Here is a 26,629-nt window from a genome sequence, read left to right as displayed (position 1 = left end):
ATTAACCGAGTTAACTTATTGGAGTGCCGATGACGGAACTGGACGAGGAGCGGGTCCACGTCGCGCGGTGCGAGGCCGCGTTGCGCGCGATGATCGACGGCGCGCGGTTCAACGTCGTCGTCGGCGAGCACGTCGCGGGTGACCGCTACAGCGCCGAACGGCTCGGGCGTCACCTGAAGAGCCTCGCCAAGGAGCTCCAGGAGGACACCGGCGGGCCGCCCTTCTTCGGCCGCCTCGACTTCGGCTCCGGCGCCGACGCCGGTGAGCACCGCGGCCGGCGCTACCACATCGGCCGGCGCCACATCTCCGGCGAGGGCGGAGGTCCGCCGCTGGTGATCGACTGGCGGGCCCCCGTCTCCCGGGCGTTCTACCGCGCCGGCGCCCGCGATCCGCGGGGCGTCGCCGTACGGAGACGCTTCGGCTGGGCGGAGGGCACGCTGACCGGCTTCGAGGACGAACGGCTCGACCGGGGCGAGGAACTCGGGGCCGCGAGCCGCATCATGGCGGCCGAGATCGAGCGTCCCCGCGTCGGCCCGATGCGCGACATCGTCGCCACCATCCAGCCGGAGCAGGACGACCTGGTCCGCGCCGACCTCGCCGAGTCGATCTGCGTCCAGGGCGCTCCCGGCACCGGCAAGACCGCCGTCGGGCTGCACCGCGCCGCCTACCTGCTGTACGCCCACCGGCGGCGGCTGGAGCGCGGGGGCGTGCTGGTGCTCGGCCCCAACCGCGCGTTCCTCGGCTACATCTCCGCGGTGCTGCCCGCGCTGGGCGAGGTCGACGTCGAGCAGACCACGGTGGAGCGGCTGCTGGCCCGGGTCCCGGTGTCCGGCCGCGACGGTGAGGCCGCGGCGCGCGTCAAGCATGACGCCCGCATGGCCGAGGTGCTGCGCCGGGCGCTGTACGGGCGGGTGCGCAGGCCCACCGGGCCGATCGCCGTGCCCGACGGGTCCTACCGCCGGCGGATCCCCGAGGAGGAGTTCCGCCGGATCGTGGACGACACCCGGCGTGAGGCGCCGCCGTACGGGGTCGGGCGCGAGCGGGTGACGTCACGCGTTGTCGACGCGGTGCGGCGGCAGGCGGAGGCCCGCGGGCGGACCACCGGCACCGCCTGGACCCGTACGGTGACCCGGGCCGTGCGGCCCTTCGTCGACGAGGTGTGGCCCGCCGTCCGGCCGGAGGAGGTGGTGGCCGGGCTGCTCGGCGACCCCGCGGCCCTGGCCGCGGCGGCCGACGGGATCCTGACCGCCGAGGAGCAGGCGGCGATCCTGTGGACGCGACCGCCCCGCACGTTCCGGAGCGCCCGCTGGTCCGCGGCCGACGCCGTCCTCCTCGACGAGGTCGCCGGCCTGCTGGAGCGGCCCGATGGCTACGGCCACGTCATCGTCGACGAGGCGCAGGACCTGTCGGCGATGCAGTGCCGGGCCGTCGCCCGCAGGAGCGAGTACGGCTCGGTCACCGTGCTGGGCGACCTCGCCCAGGGCACGACGCCGTGGGCCGCCCGCGTCTGGCCGGAGCACCTGGCCCACCTGGGCAAGCCCGAGGCCCGGGTGGTCGCGCTGACGACCGGCTTCCGCGTCCCGGCGGCCGTCGTCGAGCTCGCCAACCGCCTGCTCGGCGCGCTGGAGGCCGACGTCCCGCCGACGCGGTCCTTCCGGTCCGACGGGCGTCTCCGCGTACGGCAGGCGCCGGACCTGCGGAGCGCCGTCGTCGAGGCGGTGCGCGACGCCCTGCGGCACGAGGGCTCCGTCGGCGTGATCGCCGCCGACGCCGACGCCGGGACGCTGGCCGCGGCGTTGCGGGACGGCGGCGTCCCGGCCGCGGCCGTCACCGCCGACGCCGAAGGGAACGCCGCGCCCGACGTCGGCGGCACCGCGTCCGCCGACGCCGATGGGGACGCCGCGCCCGACGCCGGCGGCGGCCCGGCCCGGGTGACCGTCGTGCCCGTGACGATGGCCAAGGGGCTGGAGTACGACCACGTGGTTGTGGCCGAGCCCGCGGCCATCGCCGAGGCCGAGGAGCGCGGGCTCAACCGGCTCTACGTGGCGCTCACCCGCGCGGTCTCCCGGCTCGACGTGCTGCACTCCCGCCCGCTGCCGCCCCAGATCGACGTGCCGGATTCCCGCCCGCTGCCGTCTCGGACCGCCGTGCCGGATTCCCGTCCGCTGCCGTCTCAGGCCGACGGCCGCCCCAGGTAGCGGAACGACGGCGGCGGGTGCATCAGGAAGTCATGGTGGGAGATGTTCCAGGCGTAGGCGCCGGCCATGATGAACTCCACGACGTCACCGGGGGCCAGCGCGACCGGCGCCCGGCGGGCGAGGACGTCCTTGGGCGTGCACAGCTGCCCGGCGATCGTGACCGGCCCGCCCGGCGGCAGCGGGGCCATCGGCTGGGAGTGCCCCTTGGCGGCGGGCGTGCGCAGATGGTGGGTGCCCCCGGCGACCACGGCGAACAGCTCGCCGTGGACCCGCTTGACGTCGAGCACCCGCGTCACGTACCGCCCGCAGTAGGCGGTCAGGGACCGCCCCGGCTCGATCCGCAGCACCTCGCCCGGACGGCGCAGCCGCGCCAGGCCCTCGCCGTAGGAGCGCCAGTCGAACCGGTCGTCCGGGTCGGCGTAGGACACCGCCATGCCGCCGCCGAGGTTGACCTCCGTCACCCCGAGCGCGCGGGCGTACTCCAGCACGGCCCCGGCCAGCCGCAGCAGTTCGGCGGCGGCGAGCCCGCTGGCCAGGTGGGCGTGGACGCCGCGCAGCCGTACCCTGTCCTGTCCCTCCAGCGCCGCCGCGCATCGGGCGACGTCGGCGGGGTCCATGCCGAACGGCGTCGCGCCGCCTCCCATGGCGAGCGACGCCTCGCCCACCGGCACGTCGAGGTTGACCCGCAGCAGCACGTCGGCGCGGCGGCCCGAGGCCAGGAGTCGCCGCAGCTCGCCGGGGCTCTCCACGTGCAGCCGGGTGACGTCCGCGGTCAGCTCCGCCTCGGTCTTGCCCGGCCCGCCGAGGGCCGTCGGGACATCGGGCAGCAGCCCCCGCACGTGCGCCAGCTCACCCGCCGAGGAGACCTCGAAGCCGTCCACGTGCCGGGCCAGCACCCGCAGCAGCTCGGGGTCGGGGTTGGCCTTGACCGCGTAGTACAGCTCGATGCCCGGCAGCGCGGCCCGCACCGCGGCGGCGTGCCCGTCGAGCGCGGCGAGGTCGTAGACGTAGGCGGGCAGGTCCGCGGGCGCCAGGCCGTACGGCGGGGCGCCGCGACTCGGCTCCGGGGTCGCTCCCGCGCCGCCCGGACCCGGAGCGGCGGGCGCCGGGCCGTACGGCGGGACGACGGCCGTCACGAGATCATCGCCAGCGGGTTGGCGACCGGCACGTACCCTGCGCGGCGGTCGGCGGCGCGGGCCCACCGGACCGAGAGGTTGGCCTTGGCGGGCAGCGGGGCGCCCGCCAGCAGGTCCGACAGCCGGCGCGGCCGTCCGCGCGACCCGGCGTACCCGGCCAGCACCTCCCCGGCCACCGCCCACAGCTCCCGTGCCGCGCCGGGATCGGGACCGGCCAGCCGGGCGGCGATCTCCGGCAGGTGGTTGACCATCAGGCAGTAGACCACCCGGTTCCAGCCCCCCTCCTCGTCGTAGGTGAGCGCCGCGGCGACCTCGTCCGGCAGCCCGGCGAGGTCGTGCCGGCCGGCGACGAGCTTGGCGCCCTCCAGGTCGCGGAAGACGGCCTCCACCGGCAGCCCGGCCGCGTCCACGCCGACGAGCACGTTCTGCAGGTGGGCCTCCAGCACCACGCCGTGGGTCAGGTAGGCGTCGAGCACCGGCGGCGCGACGCGTTCCACGTAGGCCCGCCACCACCGCGCGGGGTCGGCGGGCCGGTCACCGGTGGCGGCCAGCGCGCCGCTCAGCAGCGGGGTCACCCCCGGCGGGCAGACCGACCACGGGCTCGCCCGGACGATCACGCTCAGCCCCTCCAGGAGCCGGGTGCCCAGGGCGGCGGAGCGGTAGCCGGGCTCGGGCAGCCACCGGGTGCCGGGGAACCGCTCGGCCAGCCCGGCGAACACCGGTGCGAGGCGCCGGGTCAGCTCGACCGCGCCCGCCAGCTCGTACCAGGAGTTCTTCCGGACGCAGTTGGTGATCCGCACGTCCAGGCTGAACTTCAGGCAGCGGTCGATCCCCGGCTCGTAGACCGTGCGGACCGACGAGGTGGGGACCGACGCCCGGGAGGCGCTTCCCAGGTCCGCCAGCCTCCCGTCGGCCAGCGGGGCGGCCAGCTCCGCGGCGAGCAGGTCGAGCTGCCACGGATGCGCCGGCAGGAGGGTGTAGCCCGGCGGCGCGGCGCCCAGCCCGTCGAGCGGGCCGGTGTCGCCCGCCTCGGCCAGCACGTCGTCGCGCACCCCGAGCAGCCGCAGCGGGAAGCTCGCGTGCGCCTCCGGGGCGTGCCGCAGCCAGCCGGCGTCGCCGCGCGCCTTCGGGCTGGGGTGGAACGGGTGGCCGAAGACCAGCCCCTGCTCCGAGGCGAGCCACGGGTCGGCCGGGGGCGGGACGTCCCGGCGGGCGGCGACCAGCGCCGCCATGGCCTCCCGGCTCGCCCCCACCTGGGTCGCGAACTCCTCGTTCGCCGCGTCCGCGGCCTCGCCCAGCTCCCGTTCGACGAGCCGGACGAGCAGGTCCACCGACAGAGGCCGCCAGCGGCCGTCCTCCAGCCACTCCGGCGGTCCGTCGAACCGCAGCGCCAGCCCGCCGTACACCCGGGCCCGCAGCAGGATGCCCGCCACCCGCAGCAGCACGTACGGCTCGGCGTGCCACACCAGCCCGCGGGGCCCGGCCACCTCCCGGACGCAGCAGCGCAGCAGCGCGGCCAGCGACGCCTCCTCGGCGGCGGCGGCCGGGGAGTCGAGCGCGAGGCCGGTCAACAGGACGCCCTTCTCCCGGCCGCGCCGCGGACGGAGCCGTCGCGGGGGGCCGGGGGCCCGGGGGGAAGCTGGCGCAGGTAGTTGGGGCCGCTGGTGCCGTAGAACTTGTTCACGTCGCGTGCCCCGGTGCGGGCCTTGTCCACCAGGGTCCCGGCGGTGACCATCGACTTGCCGACCAGCCGGGCGGCGTCGAGGGTCCTGGCCCGCAGCAGCCGCGCCATGGGGTCGTAACCGTGCCCGTCCAGCGCCTCGGCCAGGGCGTCGCGGACCAGCCGGAACGCCTGCGGCGGCGGCAGCACCACGGACGTCACCGCGGTCGCGGCCAGGTGCAGGGTGATGGTCACGAACACGTCGGCGAGGGCGTGCGGGTCGTCGGTCAGCATCCGCTCGTCGGCGAAGTCCGGCACCTCGATCCCGGCCGCCCGCAGCCGCCCCGGGGAGGTCAGCAGGCCGTCGTAGTCCTTGACCAGCAGCCTGGCCGGACCGTCGCCGAACACCAGCGACAGGTTCTGCTGGTGGGCCTCCAGCGCGGTGCCGTACCGGACGAAGAGCCGCACGTTGTAGGAGAACAGCAGCCGCAGGTAGTCCTGGAGCATCTCCGCCATGTCCCCCCGGTACCACCGTCCGGCGAGCTCCTCGGCGACCAGCCCGCCGCCCGGCAGGGGAGCGGGCAGCGCGGCCACCGGGACGATCTCCCCGGCCGGGTGGCGGCGGAACATCCAGCCGAGGTACTCGTGCCCGGCGTGGGCGTAGGTCTGCTCGTCGGCCAGCAGCACCCGCGGGTCGGGCATGCCGCGCAGCAGCAGCTCGCCCCGCGCCCCGTCGGCCAGCGTCTCCGGCTTGATCGACCGCCGGTTGCGCAGCCCCAGCGTGCTGATGGTCAGCGGCAGCTTCAGGTGCGTGCGCCGGTCGAGCGCGACCGTGCGCGTCGAGAGCGTCGGCCGGACCTCGAGGTACGGCTCCGGCGCCAGGACCGCCCACGGGATCTCCTCGACCGCGTGGGCGGTCAGCGGGTGGACCGGGAACAGCACGTGCGTCCCGGCGAGCTCGCCGGGCAGCCCGACCGCGGGGAACTCCGGCGCGCACGGCAGGGCCGCCCCGGTGACCCGTTCCCGGGGCACGGCCGCCCAGCGCAGCTCGAAGACGGGCGCGAACTCCGGCGCGTACGCCACCAGCTCCTCGTCGGTCAGCCCGGTCCGGCAGCGCGCCGTCGGGTACACCGGGTGGTCCACGAAGGCGGCCAGCGCCTCGTAGCGCACCGCGTCGAGCCGCCCGGCGTCGGCCTCGGGACCGTTCCCGGCTCGGGCTCCGGCTCCTGTTCCACCGCGGGGCCCGCCCCCGCCCCCGGCCTCGGGACCGGGACCGGTGCCGGGAGCGTCCGGAAGCCGCCCGCCGGAACCGCCGCCGGTCCGCCGGTCCGCCGGGGTACGGCGCGCGAGGCGGGTCAACACCTCCTCGCGGTGGGCGTCGTGGAGTTCGAGGGCGCGCAGCGCCTCCCGGCACTCCTGGGCGAACGCCTCCACCCCGGCGGCGTCCGCGGGCGCGGAGACCTCCCGCAGCGCGTGCAGGACCTCCGCCAGGCGCAGCGCCTCCTGCGGGGCGACCACGAAGTCCTGGAACGGCGACCCCGCCATCAGCCGTACCTGCCGGCCGGTGGGCAGCAGCAGCACGACGCCGTCCCTGCTCCGCGTGACCCGCCCGGCCAGGCCGCCGTAGTCCTCGCGCAGCAACGCGTTCAGGACCCGGGCCGCCAGGTACGGTTCCCGCCCGCCGGCCCCGCCCGTCCGGTGCTCGCCGTCCATGCCGTGCCCCCCTTTCACCGGGCGCGCACCGCTCACGGGGCGCCCGCCGCTCACACGACGCCCGCCGTTCGCGGGGCGCCTGCCGTCCGTGCCGCGCCCGCCGTTCACGTGGCTCATGCGACCTCCCATCGTTCGGTGGCGGTGAAGGCCGCGAGGGCGTCGTCCACGCTCGCCCGGTCGGGGCCGATGGCGCGGACGATGCCCAGGTAGTCGCGGTTGGTGTTGGACGGCTCGATCCGGTCGCCGACGGCGCGCAGCGGCCGGTGCCAGAGCCGCACCCGGTCACCGGGGGCGGGGTCCACCACGCCGGGGGCCGCCGTCACGGTCCCCGGGCGGCCGGCCACCAGGCTCAGTACGGTCCCGTGCCCGGCGGGCCGGCCGGGAAGGCCCGCGAGGCCGTCGCCGTCCGCGGGGGTTCCCGGTCCCGGACCCCGTCCGGTCCCCTCCGTCCCCGCGTGACCGTCCGGGGTCGCTCCCGTGGGAACCCCCGGTCCGGCGTCGGCCCGTTCGCCCAGGTGGACGGCGAGGACACGCTCGAACAGCGGGACGCCCAGCAGGTCCGCGAGGAGGAAGTCGCAGTGGTCGCCGATGACCCGGTAGTTGACCTCGATGATCCGCGGGCCGGCCGGGGTCATCGCGTACTCGGTGTGGCAGGCCCCGAAGCCCACGCCCAGTGCGGCGAGGGCCCGCAGCACGTGTTCCCTTCCGGGCGGGTCCGCCCAGTCGAGCCGCTCCTCCACGAAGTGCGGCGGCGGGCCCAGCGTGGTGCGGAAGCCGCCGAGCACCCGCTGGTTCGTGCCGTCGCCGAGGGTCTCCAGCGTGTGCAGCGGCCCGTCGAGATACTCCTCCACCACCAGCGCCTCGCCCGGCCGCCGGTCGCGGATCGCCCGCACGGCCGCGGCGAGCTCGCCCGCGTCGGCCACCAGCACGACGTCCTCGCTGGCCACGCCCTCGCGCGGCTTGACGACCGCGGGGAACGGCGGGTCGGGAGGGACCGGGTCGTCCGGTGCCAGCCGTACCGAGCGGACGGTCTCGATCCCGGCCTCGGCCAGCCGCCGCCGGGTGAGCGCCTTGTTCTTGGCGGCGAGGCAGGCCCGCCAGTCCTTGCCGGGCAGGCCGAAGTACGCGGCGGCGAGGGCGGTCTCCGCCTGGATGTGGTCGGAGTTGGAGAAGATCGCGTCGGGTGCGCGGTGGTGGGCGATGAGGTCGATCACCGCGCGGGCGTCGCGGACGTCGCACCGCAGCACCTCGGCCCCGGAGGCCGCGTACTGCTCGGGGCGGTCGGTCAGGATCGTGACGTCGCAGGCCAGCGCGCGTGCCGCGGGGAGGAACCCGTCCGTGACCGAGTCGGTCGGCTTGAGCGCGGTGAGGTACAGGCGCAATGCAGGGCCCCCGAATAGCAGGTAAGGCTAACCTAACTAGGTGCATCCTAACCGGCTGGAGATCATCGCGCTGGCGTCTCGGCGTAAACACGGTACATGTCCGGCCTGAGATGAGGATGCCAGTCCCCTGGGCCGGTCCCGAAGCCGCGGCGGGGGAAACCCGGGGGCGCGGCGTAGGATGACCAGTCGGCTTGGGAGGCGAACGGCGTGGAGATCGTGGATATCACAGCACAGGACGGACTACTGGGGCCGCTGCTCCTCGCTCGCAGCGCCGTCGACCGCTCGGCGGCGCTCCGGGGCGACGCCGCGTGGCTGGAGAAGGCGTGGGCCGATCCCGCCACCCGGGTCGTGGTCGTCGACGACGGCAACGCCCTGGCCAGGCGGTCGGGTGAGGAGTTCTCGCTGGTCTTCTCGGCTCCGGCGGACGCGCCCGCGGGCGAGCGTTACCTCCTCGGCGTGGACGCCGGGGGCGTCGCCTACTTCGCGGTCTCCGCGCCGCTCCCGGAACCGGCTCTGGACGCCTCGCACGGACGGATCGTCTCCCCGGTAGCCGCCTCCGCCGTCCCGGACGGGCAGGTCGTCGCCGCGGGGCTCCGCCAGGTCGGCTCGCTGCTCGGGGACCTGGACGCCGGGCTGCTGGTCTACGCGGTCGCGCTGGAGGCCTGGCACTCCACCCACGAGTTCTGCCCGCGCTGCGGCAGCCGTACGGAGGTGCGGTCGGGCGGGCACGTCCGCGTCTGCCCTCGCGACGGCGGCCAGCACTTCCCCCGGGTCGATCCCGCGGTGATCATGCTGGTCCACGACGAACAGGACCGCTGCCTGCTGGCCAGGGGTCCGCAGTGGCCCGAGGGCCGGATGTCGGTGCTGGCCGGGTTCGTGGAGCCGGGCGAGTCGCTGGAGCACGCGGTGGCCCGCGAGGTGGCCGAGGAGGTCGGCGTGAGCGTCACCGGCGCCCGCTATCTCGGCAGCCAGCCGTGGCCGTTCCCGCGCAGCCTGATGATGGGCTTCTTCGCGCGGGCGACCTCCACCGAACTCGTCCTCGACCAGGAGGAGATCGTCGAGGCGCGCTGGTTCGGCCGCGCGGAGCTGCTGGCCGCGCTGGAGAGCGGCGAGGTGCGGCTGCCGTCCGGGCTGTCGATCGCCCGGAGGCTGATCGAGACCTGGTACGGCGAGCCGCTGTCCGGAGACTGGTGACCCGCTGATCCGCGCAACCGCCCCGCCGGGTTCCGCCGTTCGGGGAGCGGTGATCGCGGCGGGGGGAGGACCCGCCCCCCGCCGGGACCGCCGTGTCCCCGCCGGTGCGGCGGCTACTCGCCGACGACGGCCGCGGCCTGCAGCCGGGCCTTGACCTCGATCACCGAGGGGTTGGTCACCGCGGTGCCGTCCTCGAAGACGACGGTCGGCACGGTCTGGTTGCCGTTGTTGACGCTCATGACGAACTCCGCGGCCTCGGGGTTCCGCTCGATGTCGACCTCCCGGTAGGCGATGCCCTCGCGGGTGAGCTGGGTCTTCAGCCGCCGGCAGGGACCGCACCAGGTGGTCGTGTAAACGGTGAGCGCCATGTCTTGATCATCCCCTCATGTGATGTTCGCGCTCATGGCAACAAAGCGAAGGCCGTTCATCTTCCCGCCCGGTTTCCGGAGTCCGCCGACCCGGTTTCGCGGAGCCTGCCCGCCTGGTCCCCGGCTCTTTTCCGGGGGCGGCCGGGGCCGTCAGCGGAGCCGGGTCGCGATCCACTCCTGCACCGTCTCGGCCACCCCGGGCTGCCGGTACATCGGCGAACTGTGGTCGGCGCCCGGCTGGGTCAGCACCGTCATCGGCACCCCGAACCGCTTCAGGCGCTCCTGGAGCCGGAGGCTGTGCTGGACCGGCACGAACTCCTCCTCCGAGTGCAGCGTCAGCGTGGGGGCGTCGCCGCGGCTCGCGTGCAGCGGCACCTCCATGCTGTTCCAGACCTTCGGGCACTCGACGGGCTCGCAGCCCCCGGCGAGGCGGATGGTGGACTCGCGCAGCTTGAGCCGGTAGCCGTCGGTGGTGTCGGCGCCGTCGTTGTAGGCCGTGATCGGCGAGATCACGGGGGAGACGCCGACCACGCCGCGCAGCCCCGGCAGCCTCCGCTCGCCGTAGGTGCCGACGGCGGTGGCCAGGTGGCCCCCGGCGGAGAACCCGACCACCACGTAGTTGTTCGGGTCGAAGGACCACAGGGCCGCGTGCTTGCGCGCGGTGGCGATGGCGTCGAAGGTGTCGGCGCGGGGCGCGGGCCAGGCCGCGTTGCCGGAGAGGCGGTAGTTGAGGTTGAAGACCGTGTAGCCCAGTTCGGCGTAGCTCCGGGCGATCTCCGACATCTGCTTCTTGTCGCCGCTCGACCACCAGCCGCCGTGGATCAGGAAGACGCCCGGCCGCTTGAGCTCGTCGGGCTGGTACCAGACGTCCATCCGCTGCAGGGTGTGCCGGCCGTACGCGACCGTGTCGACGACGGTGCCTCCGGTCAGCGGATCGGAGTCGCCGGTGGCGGGCGCCGAGGAGGTGGAGGACGGCGTCGGGGTCGGGGTGGGGGTCGGGGTCGGATCGCCCTTCGCCGTCGCGGCGGACGCGGACCCCGCCGCGACGGGCGCGACCGGCGACGCCGCGGACACGTGGACGGCCAGGGACATGGAGGAGGCGTGCGCCATCGCGGGCCCGGACGCCAACGCCGCCAGGGCCAGCGCACTCACCGTCACCGCTGCTCGCACGAGTCTCGTCCTTCCCCGAAGTCCACTTCGCTCACATTGTGGAGGAAAGGCAGTGGTTTATGCATCTTGGGAGGCGACATAGGTTGGCCGCGGCACGGACTCGGGCTTACCGGGTCGTGGGCATCGGCTGGGAAGATGTTTTCGTCCGACCCGTTCGACAGTCTGTGGGGGCGTTCGTGGAGCTCGACGTGGACCTCGATGACGTCCTGGCGGGCCTGGACCCCGAACAGCGCGCGGTGGCCGAGGCCGTGCGCGGGCCGGTCTGCGTGCTGGCGGGGGCCGGGACCGGCAAGACGAGGGCCATCACCCATCGCATCGCGTACGCCGTGCGCAGCGGGATGGTCGAGGCGCAGAGCGTGCTGGCGGTGACGTTCACCACACGCGCGGCCGGGGAGCTCCGGCAGCGCCTGCGGCGGCTGGGCACGCCGGGCGTGCAGGCCCGGACCTTCCACGCCGCCGCGCTGCGCCAGCTCACCTACTTCTGGCCGCGCGTCATCGGCGGTGACCCGCCCAGCGTGATCGAGTCGAAGCTGCCGCTGCTGGCCGACGCCGGCCGCTCCCTCCGCAGGAACCTCGACCGCTCGGAGCTGCGCGACGTCGCCTCCGAGATCGAGTGGGCCAAGGCCACCCAGATCGGCCCCGAGGACTACGCCCAGGCCGTGGCCAAGGCGGGCCGCACCCCGCCGATCCCGGCCGAGGAGGTCTTCCGGCTCTACGACGCCTACGAGCGGCTCCGCCGGGAGCGGCACCTGGTCGACTTCGAGACCATTCTGGAGCTCACGGCCGCGGTGATGACCGAGCACCGCGAGGTGGCCGCCGAGATCCGCCGGCAGTACCGCTACTTCGTCGTCGACGAGTACCAGGACGTCAACCCCCTGCAGAAGCTGCTGCTCGACACCTGGCTCGGCGGGCGCGACGACCTGTGCGTGGTGGGCGACCCCAACCAGACGATCTACTCGTTCACCGGCGCGACCCCCCGCTACCTCACCAACTTCCCGGTGGAGCACCCCGACACCGCCCTGATCAGGCTGGTCCGCGACTACCGCTCCACCCCCCAGGTCGTCTCGCTGGCCAACCGGGTGCTCGACCGGGCCCGGACCCCCCACAAGATGACCCTGGTCGCCCAGCGCCCCGACGGCCCCGAACCCGTCTTCACCGAGTACGACGACGAGGTCGCCGAGGCCCAGGGGGTCGCCAGGGCCGCCGCCGGGCTCATCCGGAGCGGCGTGCCGAGCCGCGAGATCGCCGTGCTGTTCCGCGTCAACGCCCAGTCGGAGGTCTACGAGCAGGCGTTCACCGAGGCCGGCATCCCCTACCTGCTGCGCGGCGCCGACCGGTTCTTCGAGCGCCCCGAGGTACGGCAGGCGGTCGTGCTGCTGCGCGGCGCGGCCCGCTCCGCCTCGGCCGGTGACGACCTGGTCTCCACCGCCCACGGCGTCCTGTCCGGGATCGGTCTCACCGCCCAGCCCCCGGGCGGGGGCAGGGCGCGGGAGAAGTGGGAGTCGCTGAAGGCGCTGGCCGACCTCGCCGAGGAGCTCGCCACGGGCGGCGCCGACCTGCCGGGCTTCGTGGCGGAGCTGGAGCGGCGGGCCGCCGAGCAGCACGCGCCCGCGGTCGAGGGGGTGACGCTCGCCTCACTGCACGCCGCCAAGGGCCTGGAGTGGGACGCGGTCTTCCTGGCCGGCGTCACCGACGGGATGCTGCCGATCGTCTACGCGGAGACGCCCGAGCAGATCGAGGAGGAGCGCCGCCTGCTGTACGTCGGCATCACCCGGGCCCGCGTCCACCTGGGCGTGTCGTGGGCGCTGGCGCGCTCGCCCGGGGGACGCCGCTCGCGCAGGCCGTCCCGGTTCCTCGACGGTCTCATGGGCCGGGCCGCCGCCCGCGTCCCGTCACCGGAACGCGGCGGGCGCGGCGGGGACGGCGGACGCGGGGAGCACCGCGAACGCCGTGAACGCCGTACGGTCGCCGCGCCGGTGAGCTGCCGGGTCTGCGCCAAGACCCTGATGGCCGCGGCCGAGCAGAAGCTCGGCCGGTGCGCCACCTGTCCCGCCGACTACGACGAGGGGCTCCTGGAGGCCCTGCGGTCCTGGCGCGCGGGCGCCGCCAAGGAGGCCAAGGTCCCGACGTACGTGGTCTTCACCGACGTCACCCTGCAGGCCATCGCGGAACGGGCACCCCTGTCCGAACGGGACCTGATGGCGATACCGGGAATCGGACGCGTCAAACTTGACCGGTACGGCGAGGCGGTGCTCCGCCTGTGCCGCGCTGCCGGAAACCAGACGGAGGACCTGTGAACGAGGCGCTCAAGGAGCTGCTGGACCTGCTCGACCTGGAGCAGATCGAGCTCGACATCTTCCGGGGCCGCAGCCCTGAGGAGCGCATCCAGCGGGTGTTCGGCGGCCAGGTGGCCGCGCAGGCCCTGGTGGCCGCGGGACGGACGCTCCCGGCGGACCGCTACGTCCATTCGCTGCATGCCTACTTCATCCGGCCGGGCGACCCGGCGGTCCCGATCGTCTACAACGTCGAGCGGGTCCGCGACGGCCGGTCCTTCACCACCCGCCGGGTCGTGGCCATCCAGCACGGCAAGGCGATCTTCACCCTGTCCGCCTCCTTCCAGATCATGGAGTCCGGCGTCGAGCACCAGGCCGCCGTCATGCCGGCGGTGACGGCGCCGGAGGAGCTGCCCTCGTTCCAGGACCGGATGCGCCAGCTCGTCGCGGAGGACTCCCCCTACCGGGACTGGCTGGCCAGGCCGCGCCCGGTGGACCTGCGCTACGTCACCCCCCTGACCTGGGAGGCCCACCGCGACCCCGAGCTGCGCGGCTCGAACACGAACGTGTGGTTCCGCTACGACGCCGAGCTTCCCGACGACCCGCTGCTGCACGTCGTGCTCGCCGCCTACACCTCCGACTTCACCCTCGTGGACACGGTCCTGCTGACCCACGGGCTGGCCTGGGGGGCCTCCAACATCTCCGGCGCGTCGCTCGACCACGCGATGTGGTTCCACCGGCCCTTCCGCGTCGACGACTGGATGCTGTACGCCCAGGAGTCCCCGTGGTCCGGGGGCGCGCGGGGACTGGCCCGGGGCGAGATGTTCACCCGTTCCGGGGAACTGGCCGTGTCGGTGGTCCAGGAGGCCATGATCCGAGTCAGTTAGTTACGAAACTGCAGGTAGAAAATATGTTGCCCGCCCCCGGGGGGCGGGTTTAGGGTCATGGTCAAGCAAGTCGGGTGTCATAGCCCGACGATCCGTTAACGGAGGTGAGTCCGCTGTGAAGATCAACATGATGATGCTGCCCCAGGCCGGGCTCGCTTTCGCATGCGGTGACACCGTCCTGCCTCGTGGCGGCCGGGCCATCCTCGCGGCTGATCTGGTCTCCCGGCGTCGGCAGGAGAAGTCTGCCCAGACCCAGGCCGGTCGTCTGTTCGCCGCTGCCGCCACCGAGGTGGCGGCCGGCGTCGCAGGCGCTCCGGCTCTCGCGGGCGCTCCGGCTTTTGTGGGCGCTCCGGCTCTCGCGGGCGGCAGCTACGCCCCGACCAAGCACGTCCGAATCGGTGGACTGCGTGGTCCGCATCCCTGGAGGAAACCTCCGGTCATCACCTGACCGAGGTAAAGAGCCTCCAGGCCGCGGATCCGCAATCAGGATCCGCGGCCTTCTTGTTTGTCCGCGTCATTCCTGACCCCCACCCAGAGGTAACCAAAGATCAACACCCATACAGAGAGGTGAACAAGATGGGGGCCCAGACGATCATGGACCTGATCGACGAAGCCGAAATCCCCTGTCGTACCGACCCGGACCTCTGGTTCGCCGAGTCTCCCGAGGATGTGGAGTTCGCCAAGGCGCTCTGCGGAGGCTGCCCCATCCGGCAGGCCTGCCTGGCCCGCGCGCTCGAGCGCGAGGAGCCGTGGGGCGTGTGGGGCGGCGAGCTCATCCTGCGGGGGGTCATCGTTCCGAGGAAGCGTCCGCGCGGGCGTCCTCGCAAGACCCCCCTCGCCGCCTGACCGAGACCCGGCAGACCGAACCCCGGTAGACCGAGACCCGGTAGACCGAGAACTGATCGACCGAGAACTGATCGACCGAGAACTGATCGACCGAGAACCCAGAACCTTCCGAAAGGACCACTTCCGATGACCTACTTCACCACCCAGGGCCAGGCCGTCTCCTCTATGCAAGAAGAACTGGTCAGGGACCGAATACGAACCCTTCACCGCGAGGCCGAGGAGCAGCGCCTGGCCACCGGCGTCCTGCGCCTCCAGCGCGCGCGCCGTGACGCCGAGCGCGCCACCTCGCGTCTCCATCGGGCGCTGCTACGCCTGGGCTGATCGAAGAGACGGGATGGCCGGCCGTCCACCGGACGGGCGACCGGCCACCCGGCTTCGTGAAAGACGACCGGCCCGTGAGAACCGGACGGCCATCCGGTCGGGCACACAGGGGCCGGACGGTCACGCGGCCGTCCGCACGGGGGCCGGACGGTCACGCGGCCGCACACGAGATGAGCCACAGGGGCCCGCCACGGCGGGCCCCTTCTTCGTCTCCCGCCCCCTCCTGCGGCGGCTCACCGCGGCATCGCGGCAGGCGGTGTCTCCCCGTGCCGCCTCAGCCCTCGTGTTCCCGCCCCCGGTGCTCCGATCCGCGGTGTCCCAGAACCCGGTGCGGCCTGCTCCCGTTCGCGGTGTCTCAGCCCGCGGCGGCCTGCTCCCAGGGGTCGTCCTCGTCGAAACCGGGAACCCAGCGGACCACCTCGTCACGGAAACGGGCGGTGGTGCCGAGCTGGCAGAGCACGCCGATCCCGGCCGCGTGGACACGATGGATGAGCACGTAGGAGGGCGGCAGGTTCAGCTGGCGCGTGACGTTGCCGGGCCGCAGGTCGGTGACCGTCGCGGCCTGCTCTTGAAGCCATTCGCGGCTGAAGGTGAACTCCTCGACCGTGGTCGGCTCGACGTAGGGGGCGAGGAACGCCCGCAGGGCCTCGGGCTCGACCTCGATGTGGGGGAGGATGAAACCCTCGTCCCGCAGTCCCTGCACCACGCTGTCCATGTCGCCGCTGTTGAAGATGCGGGTGAGCTGCCCGAAGGCGGGCGGGTAACCCTGCGGCAGCCGGTTGACCGCGCCGAAGTCGAGGGCGCACAGCCGTCCGTCGCCGGTGATCCGGAAGTTTCCCGGGTGCGGGTCGGCGTGGAGCATGCCCACCCGCGCGGGGGAGCAGAACAGGAACCGGACCAGCAGGAGCCCGGCGCGGTCACGCTCCTCCTTGGTGCCGTCGGTGATGATCCGCGACAGGGGTGTGCCGTCCACCCACTCCGAGACCAACACCTGTTCGTTGGCGGCGATGACGTCGGGGATCACGAAGTCGGGGTCGTCCCTGAACTCCAGGGCGAAGGCGTGCTGGGCCTGGGCCTCGTTGAGGTAGTCCAGCTCCTCGGCGACCCGCTCGCGCAGCTCGGTGAGCACGCTCTTGACGTCGAGCCCGGGCAGCAGCGCGCCGAAGAGCTTTCCCAGCCTGGCGAGCTGGGCGAAGTCGGAGAGCAGCGCCTTGCCGGCGCCCGGATACTGGATCTTGACCGCGACCGTCCGGCCGTCGTGCCAGACCGCCTTGTGCACCTGCCCGATCGAGGCGGCCGCGGCCGGCCTGTCCTCGAACGACAGGAAGTTGTCCCGCCAGTCGTCCCCGAGCTGCTCGACGAGGACCTTGTGCACGGTCGCCGCCGGAAGCGGCGGAGCGGCGTCCTGGAGCCTGGTCAGGGTCGCGCGATAGGGCCCGGCGATCTCCTGGGGCAGTGCGGCCTCGAAGATGGACAGGGCCTGGCCCAGCTTCATCGCCCCGCCCTTGAGCTCTCCCAGGACCTTGAAGATCTGCTCGGCGGTGCGCTGCTGGATCTCCTGGGAGACGATCTCCGCGGGCTTGCCCCCGATCCGTTTTCCCAGGCCGAGAGCGGTGCGCCCGGCGAAACCGATCGGAAGGGACGCCAGTTTGGCGGAGCGCGCGACGGCGCGGCGCGGAAGGTCACTCACCTTGGCTTCGCGGCCGGTCCCCGTACAGCGAGACGCCGCTCCCTCCCTTCGGTGTCGTGTCTATCAGCGGCAGGTAGCCGACGCGACCATTGTTGGTGAACCAAAGTCGTTTCGGAAGCAACGACATTGAGGATGAACACTCCAGGATCGCTGCTTCCATCTCCAATCAGGCAATACATCTAATGTGCTGTTGGTCACAATAGGCTCACGGTCGTCGAGCTGGGCAAGCGCCTGACCTGCCGCGGTGGCCGCCACCAGTGCCGACAGCACGGTGCCGCAGGCGATCTCGCCCGCGGGGAAGCCACCCAGGCGGGCACTGACGACCGGCCAGCCGGGATCACGGTCGCGTCTCGTCAAATCTAGGCACTGCAGACAGGTGCTTCGTCCAGGCAGCACCATGGGGCCGACCGAACCGAACCCCTCGAAGGCGGTCACCAGCAGGTGGGGGACCCGCCGGTCGAGGAGGTCCCGCACCAGCAGGACATCGAGCGGCCCCACCGGGGCGAGCACCACCAGATCGGGCGGCCTGGCGCCGTCGGCGAGCCGGGCCGCGCGCTCGCCGGTCCAGGCGTTCACCCCCGGCGCCAGGGCCGTGACCACGGCGACCGCGCCGTCCTGCCTGCTCATCCCCACCTGTGCCCAGGTCAGCCCGCCGGGCACGACGTCGCATGGCCGTACCGGCCCGGGATCGACGACGCAGACGTTGCCGACGCCCGAGGCGGCGAGCAGCGCGGCCACCTGCGCGCCCACCCGGCCGGCGCCGTGGACGCGCACCAGGGCCTCGCGCCTGCGCGTCAGCGCGCCCACGCCGCCGTCCGTGACGCCGGGGGACAGGGACAGCATCTCCAGGTCCGGCTGGAGCCGGTCCCGCTCGGCGAGTGGAAGCGCGCGCAGCGGGCCGGGGCCGGCCGCCGCGTCGTCCACCAGGCCCCGGCCGGCCAGCATGCCGAGCAGTGCCCGGCCGCCCTCCTCGCCGATCCCGGCGTCGGCCGCGTCCGCCAGCACCCCGGGGAGGTCGCGCACACCGTCCAGGCCCTCCAGCCAGCGGCGGACCTCCGGCTCCAGGTCGGTCAGCACCACGGCATGCCGGGGATGCAGGCCGAACTGCAGCGTGCGTTCGTCGCGGGCGACCCGGCGCAACGCGGGCTTCAACCGCGGTCGCATCGGAATGGGCGCTTCCGGCGATCTCGACGGGGACAACGGGGTCTCCTTCCGGCATGAGGGGACGGTCACCCTGCCGCGACGCCTCCCCGGGCCGCCCGGTGGAACGGCGCCGTATCGGCGGTGTGCCTTCGAAGACGCGGTGTGCGTCCCGAAGGCGTCGCGCCCGCGGACGCCGCACCGGCAGGGACGTCACCGTGTCCTCACGGCCGCACGGCGACGTGCCGGAAGCGTGCCACGCGAGCGGAAGATCCGGTCCGCGTTTCCCCCGGCCTGTGGACAACCGGTCCCGTGATCGGCGACCTGTGGAAAACCCGTCGTCCCTGCGGCCCTCCACCCCTTCCCGCTCTCCCACCGACCCGTCGATCTCCGCTGGTCACCGCCGGTCACCGCCGGTCACCCACGGGGTTTCCGGCGCCCCCGGCGCCCGGACGGCGTGCACTACGCTCCCCGCATGAACGAGCTCCTGATCGACCGGCGCGACGGCGGAGTCGCGGTCCTCACCCTCAACCGCCCCGAACGGCGCAACCCGATGACCGACGGGATGACCGAGGAGTGGCGCCGGGCCGTCGCGGCCCTGCGGCGGGACCGCGAGGTGCGGTGCGTGGTGGTCACCGGCGCGGGGAGCGCCTTCTGCTCGGGGGGAGACCTGTCCTGGCTCGCCGAACGCGCGGCCGAGGGGGTGACCGGCCTGCGCGACCGGATGCTGGACTTCTACCGGACCTGGCTGTCGATCGCCGACCTGGAGGTGCCGACCATCGCCGCGGTCAACGGCGCCGCCGTCGGGGCGGGGCTGTGCCTCGCCCTGGCCTGCGACCTGGTCTACGCCTCCGAGGAGGCCAAGCTGCTCGCCCCCTTCACCTCGCTCGGCCTGCACCCCGGGATGGCCGCGACCTACCTGCTCCCCCGGGTCGCCGGCGTGGGCGTGGCCCGGGAGCTGCTGCTGACCGGGCGGACCATGACGGGCGCCGAGGCGGCCGCGGCCGGGCTGGTCACCAGGGCCTTCCCCGGCACGTCCCTGCTGGGGGAGGTGTTCGAGATCGCCCGCAGGACCGCCGCCAACGCGCCCGCCGCCACCAGGCTCACCAAGGTCGCGCTCGCGGGCGGCGGGCACGCCGACCTCGACGCGGCGCTGCGCTGGGAATCCCTCGCCCAGCCGGTCACCATGGTCTCCGATGACATGCGCGAAGGCTTGGCGGCGCAGCGAGAACGCCGGCCCGCGCGATTCGGCGACTCCTGAGACGGGTGTTATCCAGGTTAATTCGATAAGGCGCCGCCATAACCTCCCGGCATCGCCGAACAATCAACGAACACGGATTGACCAGCAGGAACGTCACTCGCCCTCTGGTGTTAATTCATCTTTCTCGGCTACCGTTCATATGTGCCCCCCGAGACAGTCGAGGTCCGTCGAAGTTCTCGTCGTCGGCGGACGGTTTCCGCGTACCGTGACGGCGAGAAAACGATCGTGCTGCTGCCCGCCGGATTGAGCAGCAACGACGAGGAGCAATGGGTACGGCGGATGCTCGACCGGCTGGCGGCCAAGGAGCAGCGGCGGCGGCCCTCCGACGACGACCTGATGGAACGGGCCTGTGACCTGTCGGTCCGTTACCTCGACGGCCGGGCCACCCCGTCGAGCGTGCGCTGGGTGGACAACCAGCAGCACCGCTGGGGCTCGTGCACCCCCGACAACGGCACCATCAGGATCTCCACGCGACTGCGCGGCATGCCGTCCTGGGTGGTCGACTACGTGATCATCCATGAGCTCGTGCACCTGCTCGTGCCCAGCCACGGCCCCCGGTTCTGGGCGCTGGTGGAGCACTACCCGAGGGCCGAACGAGCCAGAGGGTTCCTGGAGGGTTTCTCCATGGCGGCCAACAGTCCCACGGAGGAGTGGTGACGTCACAGGAGACCCGGGAGGAGACGTCCCGGGAGCCGGAGACACCGCGGCGCACGGTGGCGGTCCTCATCACGCCCTCGATCGCGGACGCGGCGCCGCCCGGGGTGGACGCCGGGGAGTTCCTGCGGGCCGCGGCCGAGGACACCTACGAGCTCGCCGCCGCGCTCGACTTCGTCTCGCCCGTCCTGGTCACCAGTGTTCCGGGCATGGAGGAGATCGTCTGGCCGGGGACGCCCGTCGTGGAGATCCCCGACCTGTCGGGCCCCGCCCTGGTCCGCGCCGCCTTCGAGGCCCTGTCGTCCGTTTCCGAGACCCCGCCGTCCGCCCCCGCGGCTTCGCCGCGCGGAGAGCGGGCTCCGTCGTCCGCCCCTGGCGCCCCGCCGTACGGCGAGCGTGCCCTGCCGTACGGCGAGCAGGCGGTGCTGCTGAGCGGTGACGCACCGGACCTGCCCGGCCTGCTGGTCGGCAAGCTCTTCCGCCGGCTCGGCCGTGCCCGGATCGCGGTCTGCCCGGCCGTGGGCGGCGGCGCCGTGGCGATAGCCGCCCACCTGCCCTATCCCGCCTGGGCCGGCGTGGGCTTCGACGATCCCGACCCGGTCCGGGCGTTGCGCGCCTCGGCTCCCGGCCCCCGGACGGTCGCCACCGGCCCCGGCTGGCACCGTCTGCGCACCCCGGGCGACGTCGCGCGGCTGGATCCCGGCCTGGAGGGCTGGGACAACACGCGGGCGCTGCTGTCGGCCTGAGCGTCGGACGGGAGCGCCGTCAGGACGGCGGCAGGCGCAGGTCGGCGAAGACGGCCCGGTGGTCGGTACCGGGGACGGTGTGGACGCTCACCGCGTTCACGCCCACCCGCTCGTCCACCATGACGTGGTCGATGGTGATGATCGGCGGGACGCGCTTGTTGGCCGGCCAGGTGGGGATGAGCCCCGCGCCGGCCCGGTCGGCCGCGTCCGCGTAGCCCCGGCCCAGCAGCCCGCGCAGGGCCGCATGGTCAAGGCTGGCGTTGAAGTCGCCGGCCAGGACGCGGATCCTGTCGGGGACGGCCGGGGGAAGGCCCGCGAGGGCCTGCGACCACTCGTGGACCTGGGCGCCCAGCGGCGGGTAGGGGTGGACGTCGACGAACTCGACGGGCTTGGCGCCCGGCACGGTGATCAGCGCGGCCGGCATGTTGTGCCCGACCGGGCGGAACAGGTCGTCCAGCTGGGTCATCGGGTTCCGGGCGTACAGGCCGCTGCCCCGGGCGCTCCACTCCGTCTCCAGGACCCGGTACGGCATGAGCTCCTTCAACCCGGCGGCGTCCAGCTTCACGGCCAGCCCGGGGGTCAGCTCCTGGGTGCTCAGCACGTCGGGTCTCAGCCGCCGGACCAGGTCGACCACGGCCCCCGCGTCGGCCTTGCCGAAGAGCATGTTGAGGGTCAGCACCCGCAGCGCCGGCCCGGAGGCCGCCTGCGCCGAGCCGACCGCCCGCGGCAGCACGCTGAGACCCAGCGCCGCGGTGGCGGCCAGCGCCACCGCCGTGGCCGCGCGCCTGCGGGACAGCGCCGTCAGCAGAAGGGGCACCAGCGACCCGGCCGCGACGTACGGCGTACCGGTCATGAGCTGCGTGGCCAGCGACCCGCGCTCCAGCCCGGCCACCCTGGCCACGGCCCAGGCGGTGAACGGCACGACCGCCGCCCAGGCGAGGGCCTCGGGGACGCGCCGGCGCCGGCGGGTGGGCGTCACGATCGCGCCGCCCACGTCTCCGCCGGCCGTCGTTCTCGCGCTCACACTGCCCCGATTCGCTCGTCACGCCAATGGACCAAGACGGTAGTCAGGGGGGTGTGAGCCGAGCATAAAACACCCGGCTATCCGGCGCGGAGAACCTCGCGGGCCCGGCGCGCCAGCCGCCGGGTCGCCTCGTCTGACAACTCGGGGATCTCCTCGATCGGGAACCAGCGAAGGTCGAGCGACTCCTCGCTGATCACCGCCTCGACGTCCGCCGGGGCGACCGCGCCGTACTCCACGTCCAGGTGGTGGCTGTGGGGCGGGTGGCACCAGACCCGGTGCCGGTCGAGGGCGAGCGGGCCGGGAAGCAGCCGCAGGCCCGGGATGCCGGACTCCTCGGTCGCCTCCCGCAGCGCCACCGCCGCGAGCGTCGCGTCGCCGCGCTCGCAGTGGCCCCCCATGGGCAGCCACATCCCCGCCTTCGGGTGCAGCGTGAGCAGCACCCGGAGGCCGTCGTGCGACAGCACCGCGGTCGTGGCCGTCAGATGACCCGGCACGCACTCGCGCCACATCGCGTCCTCGTGGGCGCGCAGGTGCTCCAGGAACTCCTCGCGCAGGAGCTCCTCCTCCGCGGTCGGGGCGGTCCAGCCCCGCAGCACGGCCGCCGCGTCCGCCCGCAGGCTCCCGGGATCTCCCGCGCCGACCGGCACCGCCGAAACCGCCGGGCCGGCAGCGCCGACCGCGCCGGCCGGTTCGCCGAGCCCGCCGGCCCGCTCACCCGGCCGGCTCACGCGCGATCGCCCTCGCCGCCGTCCTTCCGGTCGTCGCCGTTCGTGCCGTCCTCGTCGCTCCCGCCGCCCTCGCGGCCCTCGCGGCCTTCCTGGCCCTTCGCGCGGCCCTCGTCCCCGGCGGAGGCCTCCCTGAGGGACGCCTCCAGGCCGGACAGGTCGAACTCCGGCTCGCCGTGGACGAAACCGCCGGGGTTGTCGAGGTCGTCGGCGGTGGGCATCAGGTCGGGGTGGCCCCAGACCGCGTCGCGCCCGTCGACGCCGCGGGCGGCCTCCAGCGCCTGCCACAGCGCCGCGGCCTCGCGCAGCCGGCGCGGCCGCAGCTCCAGCCCGACGAGCGTGGCGAAGGTCTGCTCGGCCGGACCGCCGGTCGCCCGGCGGCGCCGTACGGTCTCGGCCAGGGCGGCGGCAGAGGGCAGCTTGCCCTCGGCGGCGCGGTCGACGACGGCGCCGACCCAGCCCTCCACCAGGGCCAGGACGGTCTCCAGCCGGGCCAGGGCGGCCTTCTGCCGCTCGGTCTCCTCCGGCTTGAGGAGGTTGCCGCCGGACAGGGCCTGCTGGATCTGCTCGGGGTTGTTGATGTCGAGGCCGCGGAGCTGCTCCTCCAGGGCGGAGACGTCGACGGTGATGCCCCGGGCGTACTCCTCCACGGCACCGAGCAGGTGGGCGCGCAGCCACGGGACGTGCTGGAACAGCCGATGGTGCGCCGCCTCGCGGAGCGCGAGGTACAGGCGGATCTCCTCGGCGGGCGTCTCCAGACCCTGGCTGAACGCGGCGACGCCGCCGGGCAGCAGCGCCGGGTCACCCGACAGGGGCAGGCCGATGTCGGTGGAACCGACCACCTCGCGGGCGAGTGAGCCGATGGCCTGGCCGATCTGCTGGCCGACCATCATGCCGCCCATCTGCTTCATCATGCCCATCAGCGGACCGGCCATCGCCTGCGCCTCGGGAGGCAGACCGGCGGCGCCGAGCGTGCCGCTCATGGTCTCCACCATGCGCGCGGCGATCGGGTCGCAGAGCTGCCGCCAGACCGGGACGGTCTTCTCGATCCACTCCGACCGGCTCCACGCCTGCGGGCTGCCCGTACCGCCCGGCAGCGCCGTGACCTCGTTGAGCCACAGGTCGGCGAGGTTGAGGGCGTCGACGATCTGGCGCCGCTCGCCCTCCATGACGCTCGGATCGCCCTCGGCGACGACCACGTGACGCGCGATGTTCTTCGCCATGTCCCAGTTGACCGGGCCGGAACCCGATGGCGCGGAGAGCATGTCCGCGAACTGGCGCATGGCCGCCGCGATCTGCTCAGGGTCGCCGAACATGGCGAACGGGTTCTCGTTGGGGTCGTTTTCCCGACCTGGCAAGTCAGTCACCGCTCTACCTCGTGCAGGATGGAGGAGTCCACATCCGCCACGTTATCCGTCGCACGGCGGGTCAGTGCAAAGCGAGTACATGGTGCCTACCTCGAAACGCCCGCGGTCCCCGGTCGTCGCCGTCACCGGCGCCGCCTCCGGAGTCGGCCGCGCGTTCCTCGCGAAGGTCGCCTCTTCTGCGGATTTCCGCAGGGTCGTGGCCATCGACGAGCAGCGCGGTGACGTCCCCGGCGTCACCTGGCGGGTCATCGACGTCAGGGATCCGCTTCTGGCGAACCGGATCTCCGACATCGACGTGCTCGTCCACCTGGCGGGAGACTTCGCCCTCGACGCCGACGCCACCGAGCGCCGGGCCTACAACCTGCGCGCCGCGCAGACGGTCCTCACCGCCAGCGCGGCCGCCCGAGTGCGCCGCGTCGTGCTCGTCACCAGCGCCATGGTGTACGGCGCGACACCCGACAACCCCGTCCCGCTGCCGGAGGACGCCCCCGTGGCCGCCGAACCCGACACCGGCATGGTCGGCGACCACCTGGAGATCGAGGCGCTGGTCCGGCGCTCCCTGCGCAGCCACCCCGGCCTGGAGGTCACCGTGGTACGGCCCGCCGCCGTGGTGGGCCCCGGCGTGGACAGCGTCGTCACCCGCCACTTCGAGTCGCCCCGGCTGCTCAGCGTCAAGGGCTGCGAACCCCGCTGGCAGTTCTGCCACGTCGACGACCTGGTCTCGGCCCTTGAGCTGGCCGCGCTCGGCACGGTCTCCGGGACGGTGGCCGTGGGCTGCGACGGCTGGCTGGAGCACGAGCAGGTCGAGGAGCTCTCCGGGCTGCGCAGGTTCGAGTTGCCCGCCGGGCTGACCTTCGGCACCGCCCAGCGCCTGCACCGGCTGGGAGTCACCCCGGCGCCCGCCACCGACCTCCACTACGTGGTCTACCCCTGGGTCGTCGACTGCGCGTCGCTGCGCGAGGCCGGGTGGAAGCCGGCGTGGACGAACGAGGCCGCGTTCACCGAGCTGCTGGAGCTGCGCGAGGGCAGGCACACCGTCGTCGGCCGCCGCCTGTCCGGCAAGGAGGCCACCCTCACCGCCGCCGGGGCCACCGTCGCGGTCCTGGGCACCGCCGCCATCGTCCGCGTGGCCCGCAAGAAGCGCCGTCCGTGAGACCGGGGCCCGCGCCGCACGAGGGATCGCCGCGCCGGGGCGCCGGATCACCCGGAGTCCCGGGATCCCGGAGACCCGCCGCACCCGATCGATCGCTCCGGAGCCGGAGCCGGGGCCGGGGCCGCCGGGCTCCGGCGATGTAGGCTTTCGGCGTGGACGTCATCCGGTTGCTGGGCATTCGCGACACCCCCCTGTCCCTCGACGAGGTGTTCTCCGCCGTCGGCGACCACACGGCCGGCGGCACGGCGCTCTTCGTCGGCACGGTCCGTGACCATGACCACGACAGACCGGTCACCCGGCTGTCCTACTCGGCCCATCCGAGCGCCGAGGCCGAGCTGCGCAGGGTGGCCGAGAAGATCGCCGCGGACTTCCCGGTGACCGCGCTGGCCGCGGTGCACCGGACCGGCGACCTCGCGCTGGGGGACATCGCGGTCATCGTGGCGGTCGCCTGCCCCCACCGCGGCGAGGCGTTCACCGCCGCCCGCAGGCTGATCGACGACCTCAAGAGCACCGTGCCGATCTGGAAGCACCAGCTCTTCACCGACGGCACGACCGAGTGGGTCGGGGCCTGCGACTGACGTCCGTCGCCGGCCGCGCCGCCGCGGCGGGCCGGGGGGTGGGGGCGCGGTCGTCCCACCGGTGATACGGCATAGGCTTCCTGTCATGTCACGACGAGCGCTGACACTGACGGTGGCCGGCATCCTCACACTCCTGCTGGGCATCGTCGGCGCCCTGCTGCCCGTGCCGTACGTGGTGCTGAGCCCCGGACCGACCGAGAACACCATCGGAGACGTCAAGGGCAAGCCCGTGATCAGCATCGAGGGCCGCCAGACCTACCCGACCTCCGGCGCCCTCAGGCTCGTCACCGTGGCCTACCAGGGCGGTCCCGGCAGCAGGATCGACCTGCTCAGCGCGCTGCGGGGCTGGCTCGACCCGACCATCGCCGTCGTGCCGGAGGAGACGATCTTCCCGCCGACGAGCACCGCCGAGCAGGTCGATCAGCAGAACACCGAGGAGATGACCAGCTCCCAGGACGACGCCACCGCGGCGGCGCTGACCGAGCTGAAGATCCCCTTCACCTCGGTCGTGACCGTGGCCTCCGTCCAGAAGGGCCTGCCGGCCGACGGGAAGTTCAAGCGCGGAGACGAGATCACCGCGGTGGACGGCGTCACGGTGACCGACCGCGAGAGCGTCGCCGCAGCCGTCCGCAAGCACAAGCCGGGCCAGCGGGTCGACTTCACCGTCAACCGCGCCGGCCAGAGCACCACCGTGGCCGCCCCCACCGTCGCCGCCCAGGACGGCACGCCCGTCGTGGGCGTCACCATGCGGATCGGCTACAAGTTCCCGTTCAAGGTGGAGATCAACGTCGGTGACGTCGGCGGGCCGAGCGCCGGGATGATGTTCTCCCTCGGCATCGTGGACAAGCTCACCCCCGGCGAGATGACCGGGGGCAAGGCCATCGCCGGCACCGGCACCATCACCCCGGACGGCCAGGTCGGCCCCATCGGCGGCATCCAGCAGAAGATGGTCGGCGCCCGCGAGGACGGGGCGGTGTTCTTCCTCACCCCGGCCGGCAACTGCGCCGAGGCCGTCAAGGCGGTCCCCGACGGGCTGAAGCTGGTCAAGGTGGACACGCTCCACGGCGCGGTGCAGGCGGTCGACGCGATCCGCACCGGCGGTCCGACGGAGAGCTGCCCGGCGGGCTGACGGCCGTACCGGCG

24 protein-coding genes are annotated in these 26,629 nt (G+C 73.7%); 13 read left to right on the top strand and 11 right to left on the bottom strand.

The features are described from left to right. Nucleotides 1–29: 29 nt before the first annotated feature. A complete protein-coding gene (locus ACQP10_RS32665; protein WP_433540287.1) occupies nt 30–2,198 on the top strand; it encodes a HelD family protein in 2,169 nt (722 codons plus the stop codon). Here the strand turns inward: ACQP10_RS32665 and ACQP10_RS32660 are convergent. The 4 genes from ACQP10_RS32660 to ACQP10_RS32645 all read right to left on the bottom strand — a co-directional run bounded on the left by ACQP10_RS32660 (nt 2,174) and on the right by ACQP10_RS32645 (nt 8,089). Next, on the bottom strand, nt 2,174–3,334 hold the full coding sequence (locus ACQP10_RS32660) for an alanine racemase (protein WP_433540286.1): 1,161 nt from the start codon (nt 3,332–3,334) through the stop codon (nt 2,174–2,176). The two genes, ACQP10_RS32665 and ACQP10_RS32660, sit on opposite strands and share 25 nt — an antisense overlap. Next, nucleotides 3,331–4,905 (bottom strand): IucA/IucC family protein, encoded by a 1,575-nt coding sequence (locus ACQP10_RS32655; protein WP_346019719.1) that lies wholly within the window; start codon nt 4,903–4,905, stop codon nt 3,331–3,333. Before ACQP10_RS32655 ends, ACQP10_RS32660 begins: the two co-directional genes overlap by 4 nt. Further along, nucleotides 4,902–6,707, bottom strand: a complete 1,806-nt coding sequence (locus ACQP10_RS32650) for an IucA/IucC family protein (RefSeq protein WP_433540285.1) — start codon at nt 6,705–6,707, stop codon at nt 4,902–4,904. Before ACQP10_RS32650 ends, ACQP10_RS32655 begins: the two co-directional genes overlap by 4 nt. Nucleotides 6,708–6,820: 113 nt before the next feature. Further along, nucleotides 6,821–8,089 (bottom strand): siderophore biosynthesis protein, encoded by a 1,269-nt coding sequence (locus tag ACQP10_RS32645; RefSeq protein ID WP_399501714.1) that lies wholly within the window; start codon nt 8,087–8,089, stop codon nt 6,821–6,823. Between the two features lie 216 nt (nt 8,090–8,305). Here ACQP10_RS32645 and nudC point away from each other — a divergent pair, with 216 nt between their 5' ends. Then, complete coding sequence (nudC, locus tag ACQP10_RS32640; protein ID WP_346019721.1) at nt 8,306–9,283, top strand: NAD(+) diphosphatase; 978 nt, start codon at nt 8,306–8,308, stop codon at nt 9,281–9,283. A gap of 113 nt (nt 9,284–9,396) precedes the next feature. Here nudC and ACQP10_RS32635 read toward each other — a convergent pair whose 3' ends face one another. Next, complete coding sequence (locus ACQP10_RS32635) at nt 9,397–9,651, bottom strand: mycoredoxin (RefSeq protein WP_179825264.1); 255 nt, start codon at nt 9,649–9,651, stop codon at nt 9,397–9,399. 150 nt (nt 9,652–9,801) lie between these two features. Continuing rightward, the gene (locus tag ACQP10_RS32630) at nt 9,802–10,821 is read right to left on the bottom strand and encodes an alpha/beta hydrolase (RefSeq protein ID WP_346019068.1); all 1,020 of its coding nucleotides are present in this window, start codon (nt 10,819–10,821) and stop codon (nt 9,802–9,804) included. Between the two features lie 188 nt (nt 10,822–11,009). Between ACQP10_RS32630 and ACQP10_RS32625 the strand changes: the two genes are divergently transcribed. The 5 genes from ACQP10_RS32625 (at nt 11,010) to ACQP10_RS32605 (ending at nt 15,148) form a co-directional block, all read left to right on the top strand. Further along, entirely contained in the window at nt 11,010–13,118 is a 2,109-nt protein-coding gene (locus tag ACQP10_RS32625) for an ATP-dependent DNA helicase UvrD2 (RefSeq protein ID WP_399501720.1), read from the top strand. Continuing rightward, nucleotides 13,115–13,981 (top strand): acyl-CoA thioesterase, encoded by an 867-nt coding sequence (locus ACQP10_RS32620; RefSeq protein WP_179825262.1) that lies wholly within the window; start codon nt 13,115–13,117, stop codon nt 13,979–13,981. Before ACQP10_RS32625 ends, ACQP10_RS32620 begins: the two co-directional genes overlap by 4 nt. A gap of 115 nt (nt 13,982–14,096) precedes the next feature. Beyond that, on the top strand, nt 14,097–14,429 hold the full coding sequence (locus ACQP10_RS32615; RefSeq protein WP_399501715.1) for a hypothetical protein: 333 nt from the start codon (nt 14,097–14,099) through the stop codon (nt 14,427–14,429). A 128-nt stretch (nt 14,430–14,557) separates the two neighbouring features. Beyond that, nucleotides 14,558–14,827 (top strand): WhiB family transcriptional regulator, encoded by a 270-nt coding sequence (locus ACQP10_RS32610; protein ID WP_179826406.1) that lies wholly within the window; start codon nt 14,558–14,560, stop codon nt 14,825–14,827. 126 nt (nt 14,828–14,953) lie between these two features. After that, nucleotides 14,954–15,148 carry a hypothetical protein gene (locus ACQP10_RS32605; RefSeq protein ID WP_189249808.1) on the top strand — a complete coding sequence of 65 codons (195 nt, stop codon included), beginning with the start codon at nt 14,954–14,956 and terminating at the stop codon, nt 15,146–15,148. Nucleotides 15,149–15,503: 355 nt separating this feature from the next. Here ACQP10_RS32605 and ACQP10_RS32600 read toward each other — a convergent pair whose 3' ends face one another. Both ACQP10_RS32600 and ACQP10_RS32595 read right to left on the bottom strand, forming a co-directional pair. Beyond that, nucleotides 15,504–16,838, bottom strand: coding sequence for an ABC1 kinase family protein (locus ACQP10_RS32600; RefSeq protein WP_346019071.1), 1,335 nt, complete (start codon nt 16,836–16,838; stop codon nt 15,504–15,506). A 63-nt stretch (nt 16,839–16,901) separates the two neighbouring features. Next, nucleotides 16,902–18,002 carry a ThiF family adenylyltransferase gene (locus ACQP10_RS32595; RefSeq protein ID WP_433540284.1) on the bottom strand — a complete coding sequence of 367 codons (1,101 nt, stop codon included), beginning with the start codon at nt 18,000–18,002 and terminating at the stop codon, nt 16,902–16,904. Between the two features lie 451 nt (nt 18,003–18,453). Here ACQP10_RS32595 and ACQP10_RS32590 point away from each other — a divergent pair, with 451 nt between their 5' ends. The 3 genes from ACQP10_RS32590 (at nt 18,454) to ACQP10_RS32580 (ending at nt 20,639) form a co-directional block, all read left to right on the top strand. Next, complete coding sequence (locus ACQP10_RS32590; RefSeq protein WP_179825252.1) at nt 18,454–19,239, top strand: enoyl-CoA hydratase/isomerase family protein; 786 nt, start codon at nt 18,454–18,456, stop codon at nt 19,237–19,239. Nucleotides 19,240–19,380: 141 nt separating this feature from the next. Then, nucleotides 19,381–19,896, top strand: a complete 516-nt coding sequence (locus tag ACQP10_RS32585) for a M48 metallopeptidase family protein (RefSeq protein WP_179825250.1) — start codon at nt 19,381–19,383, stop codon at nt 19,894–19,896. Continuing rightward, nucleotides 19,893–20,639 (top strand): DUF2064 domain-containing protein, encoded by a 747-nt coding sequence (locus ACQP10_RS32580; RefSeq protein ID WP_433540283.1) that lies wholly within the window; start codon nt 19,893–19,895, stop codon nt 20,637–20,639. The genes ACQP10_RS32585 and ACQP10_RS32580 overlap by 4 nt, the downstream gene beginning before the upstream one ends. Before the next feature lie 19 nt (nt 20,640–20,658). Here ACQP10_RS32580 and ACQP10_RS32575 read toward each other — a convergent pair whose 3' ends face one another. The 3 genes from ACQP10_RS32575 to ACQP10_RS32565 form a co-directional block, all read right to left on the bottom strand. Next, nucleotides 20,659–21,663 carry an endonuclease/exonuclease/phosphatase family protein gene (locus tag ACQP10_RS32575; protein WP_390003381.1) on the bottom strand — a complete coding sequence of 335 codons (1,005 nt, stop codon included), beginning with the start codon at nt 21,661–21,663 and terminating at the stop codon, nt 20,659–20,661. A gap of 77 nt (nt 21,664–21,740) precedes the next feature. Beyond that, entirely contained in the window at nt 21,741–22,310 is a 570-nt protein-coding gene (locus tag ACQP10_RS32570) for an NUDIX hydrolase (RefSeq protein WP_346019723.1), read from the bottom strand. A gap of 77 nt (nt 22,311–22,387) precedes the next feature. Then, complete coding sequence (locus ACQP10_RS32565) at nt 22,388–23,755, bottom strand: zinc-dependent metalloprotease (RefSeq protein WP_390003383.1); 1,368 nt, start codon at nt 23,753–23,755, stop codon at nt 22,388–22,390. Nucleotides 23,756–23,834: 79 nt separating this feature from the next. Between ACQP10_RS32565 and ACQP10_RS32560 the strand changes: the two genes are divergently transcribed. From ACQP10_RS32560 to ACQP10_RS32550, 3 genes are all read left to right on the top strand, one after another. Continuing rightward, nucleotides 23,835–24,908 carry an NAD-dependent epimerase/dehydratase family protein gene (locus tag ACQP10_RS32560; protein WP_179825246.1) on the top strand — a complete coding sequence of 358 codons (1,074 nt, stop codon included), beginning with the start codon at nt 23,835–23,837 and terminating at the stop codon, nt 24,906–24,908. Nucleotides 24,909–25,060: 152 nt separating this feature from the next. Beyond that, the gene (locus ACQP10_RS32555) at nt 25,061–25,486 is read left to right on the top strand and encodes a molybdenum cofactor biosynthesis protein MoaE (RefSeq protein ID WP_179825244.1); all 426 of its coding nucleotides are present in this window, start codon (nt 25,061–25,063) and stop codon (nt 25,484–25,486) included. 85 nt (nt 25,487–25,571) lie between these two features. Then, nucleotides 25,572–26,615: a YlbL family protein gene (locus ACQP10_RS32550; RefSeq protein WP_346019075.1), complete on the top strand. Its 1,044-nt coding sequence runs from the start codon at nt 25,572–25,574 to the stop codon at nt 26,613–26,615. Nucleotides 26,616–26,629: the final 14 nt, after the last annotated feature.

The organism is Streptosporangium sandarakinum, from assembly GCF_050942225.1.
Taxonomy (GTDB): domain Bacteria; phylum Actinomycetota; class Actinomycetes; order Streptosporangiales; family Streptosporangiaceae; genus Streptosporangium; species Streptosporangium nondiastaticum.
This window is presented reverse-complemented; position numbering and strand designations above follow the sequence as displayed.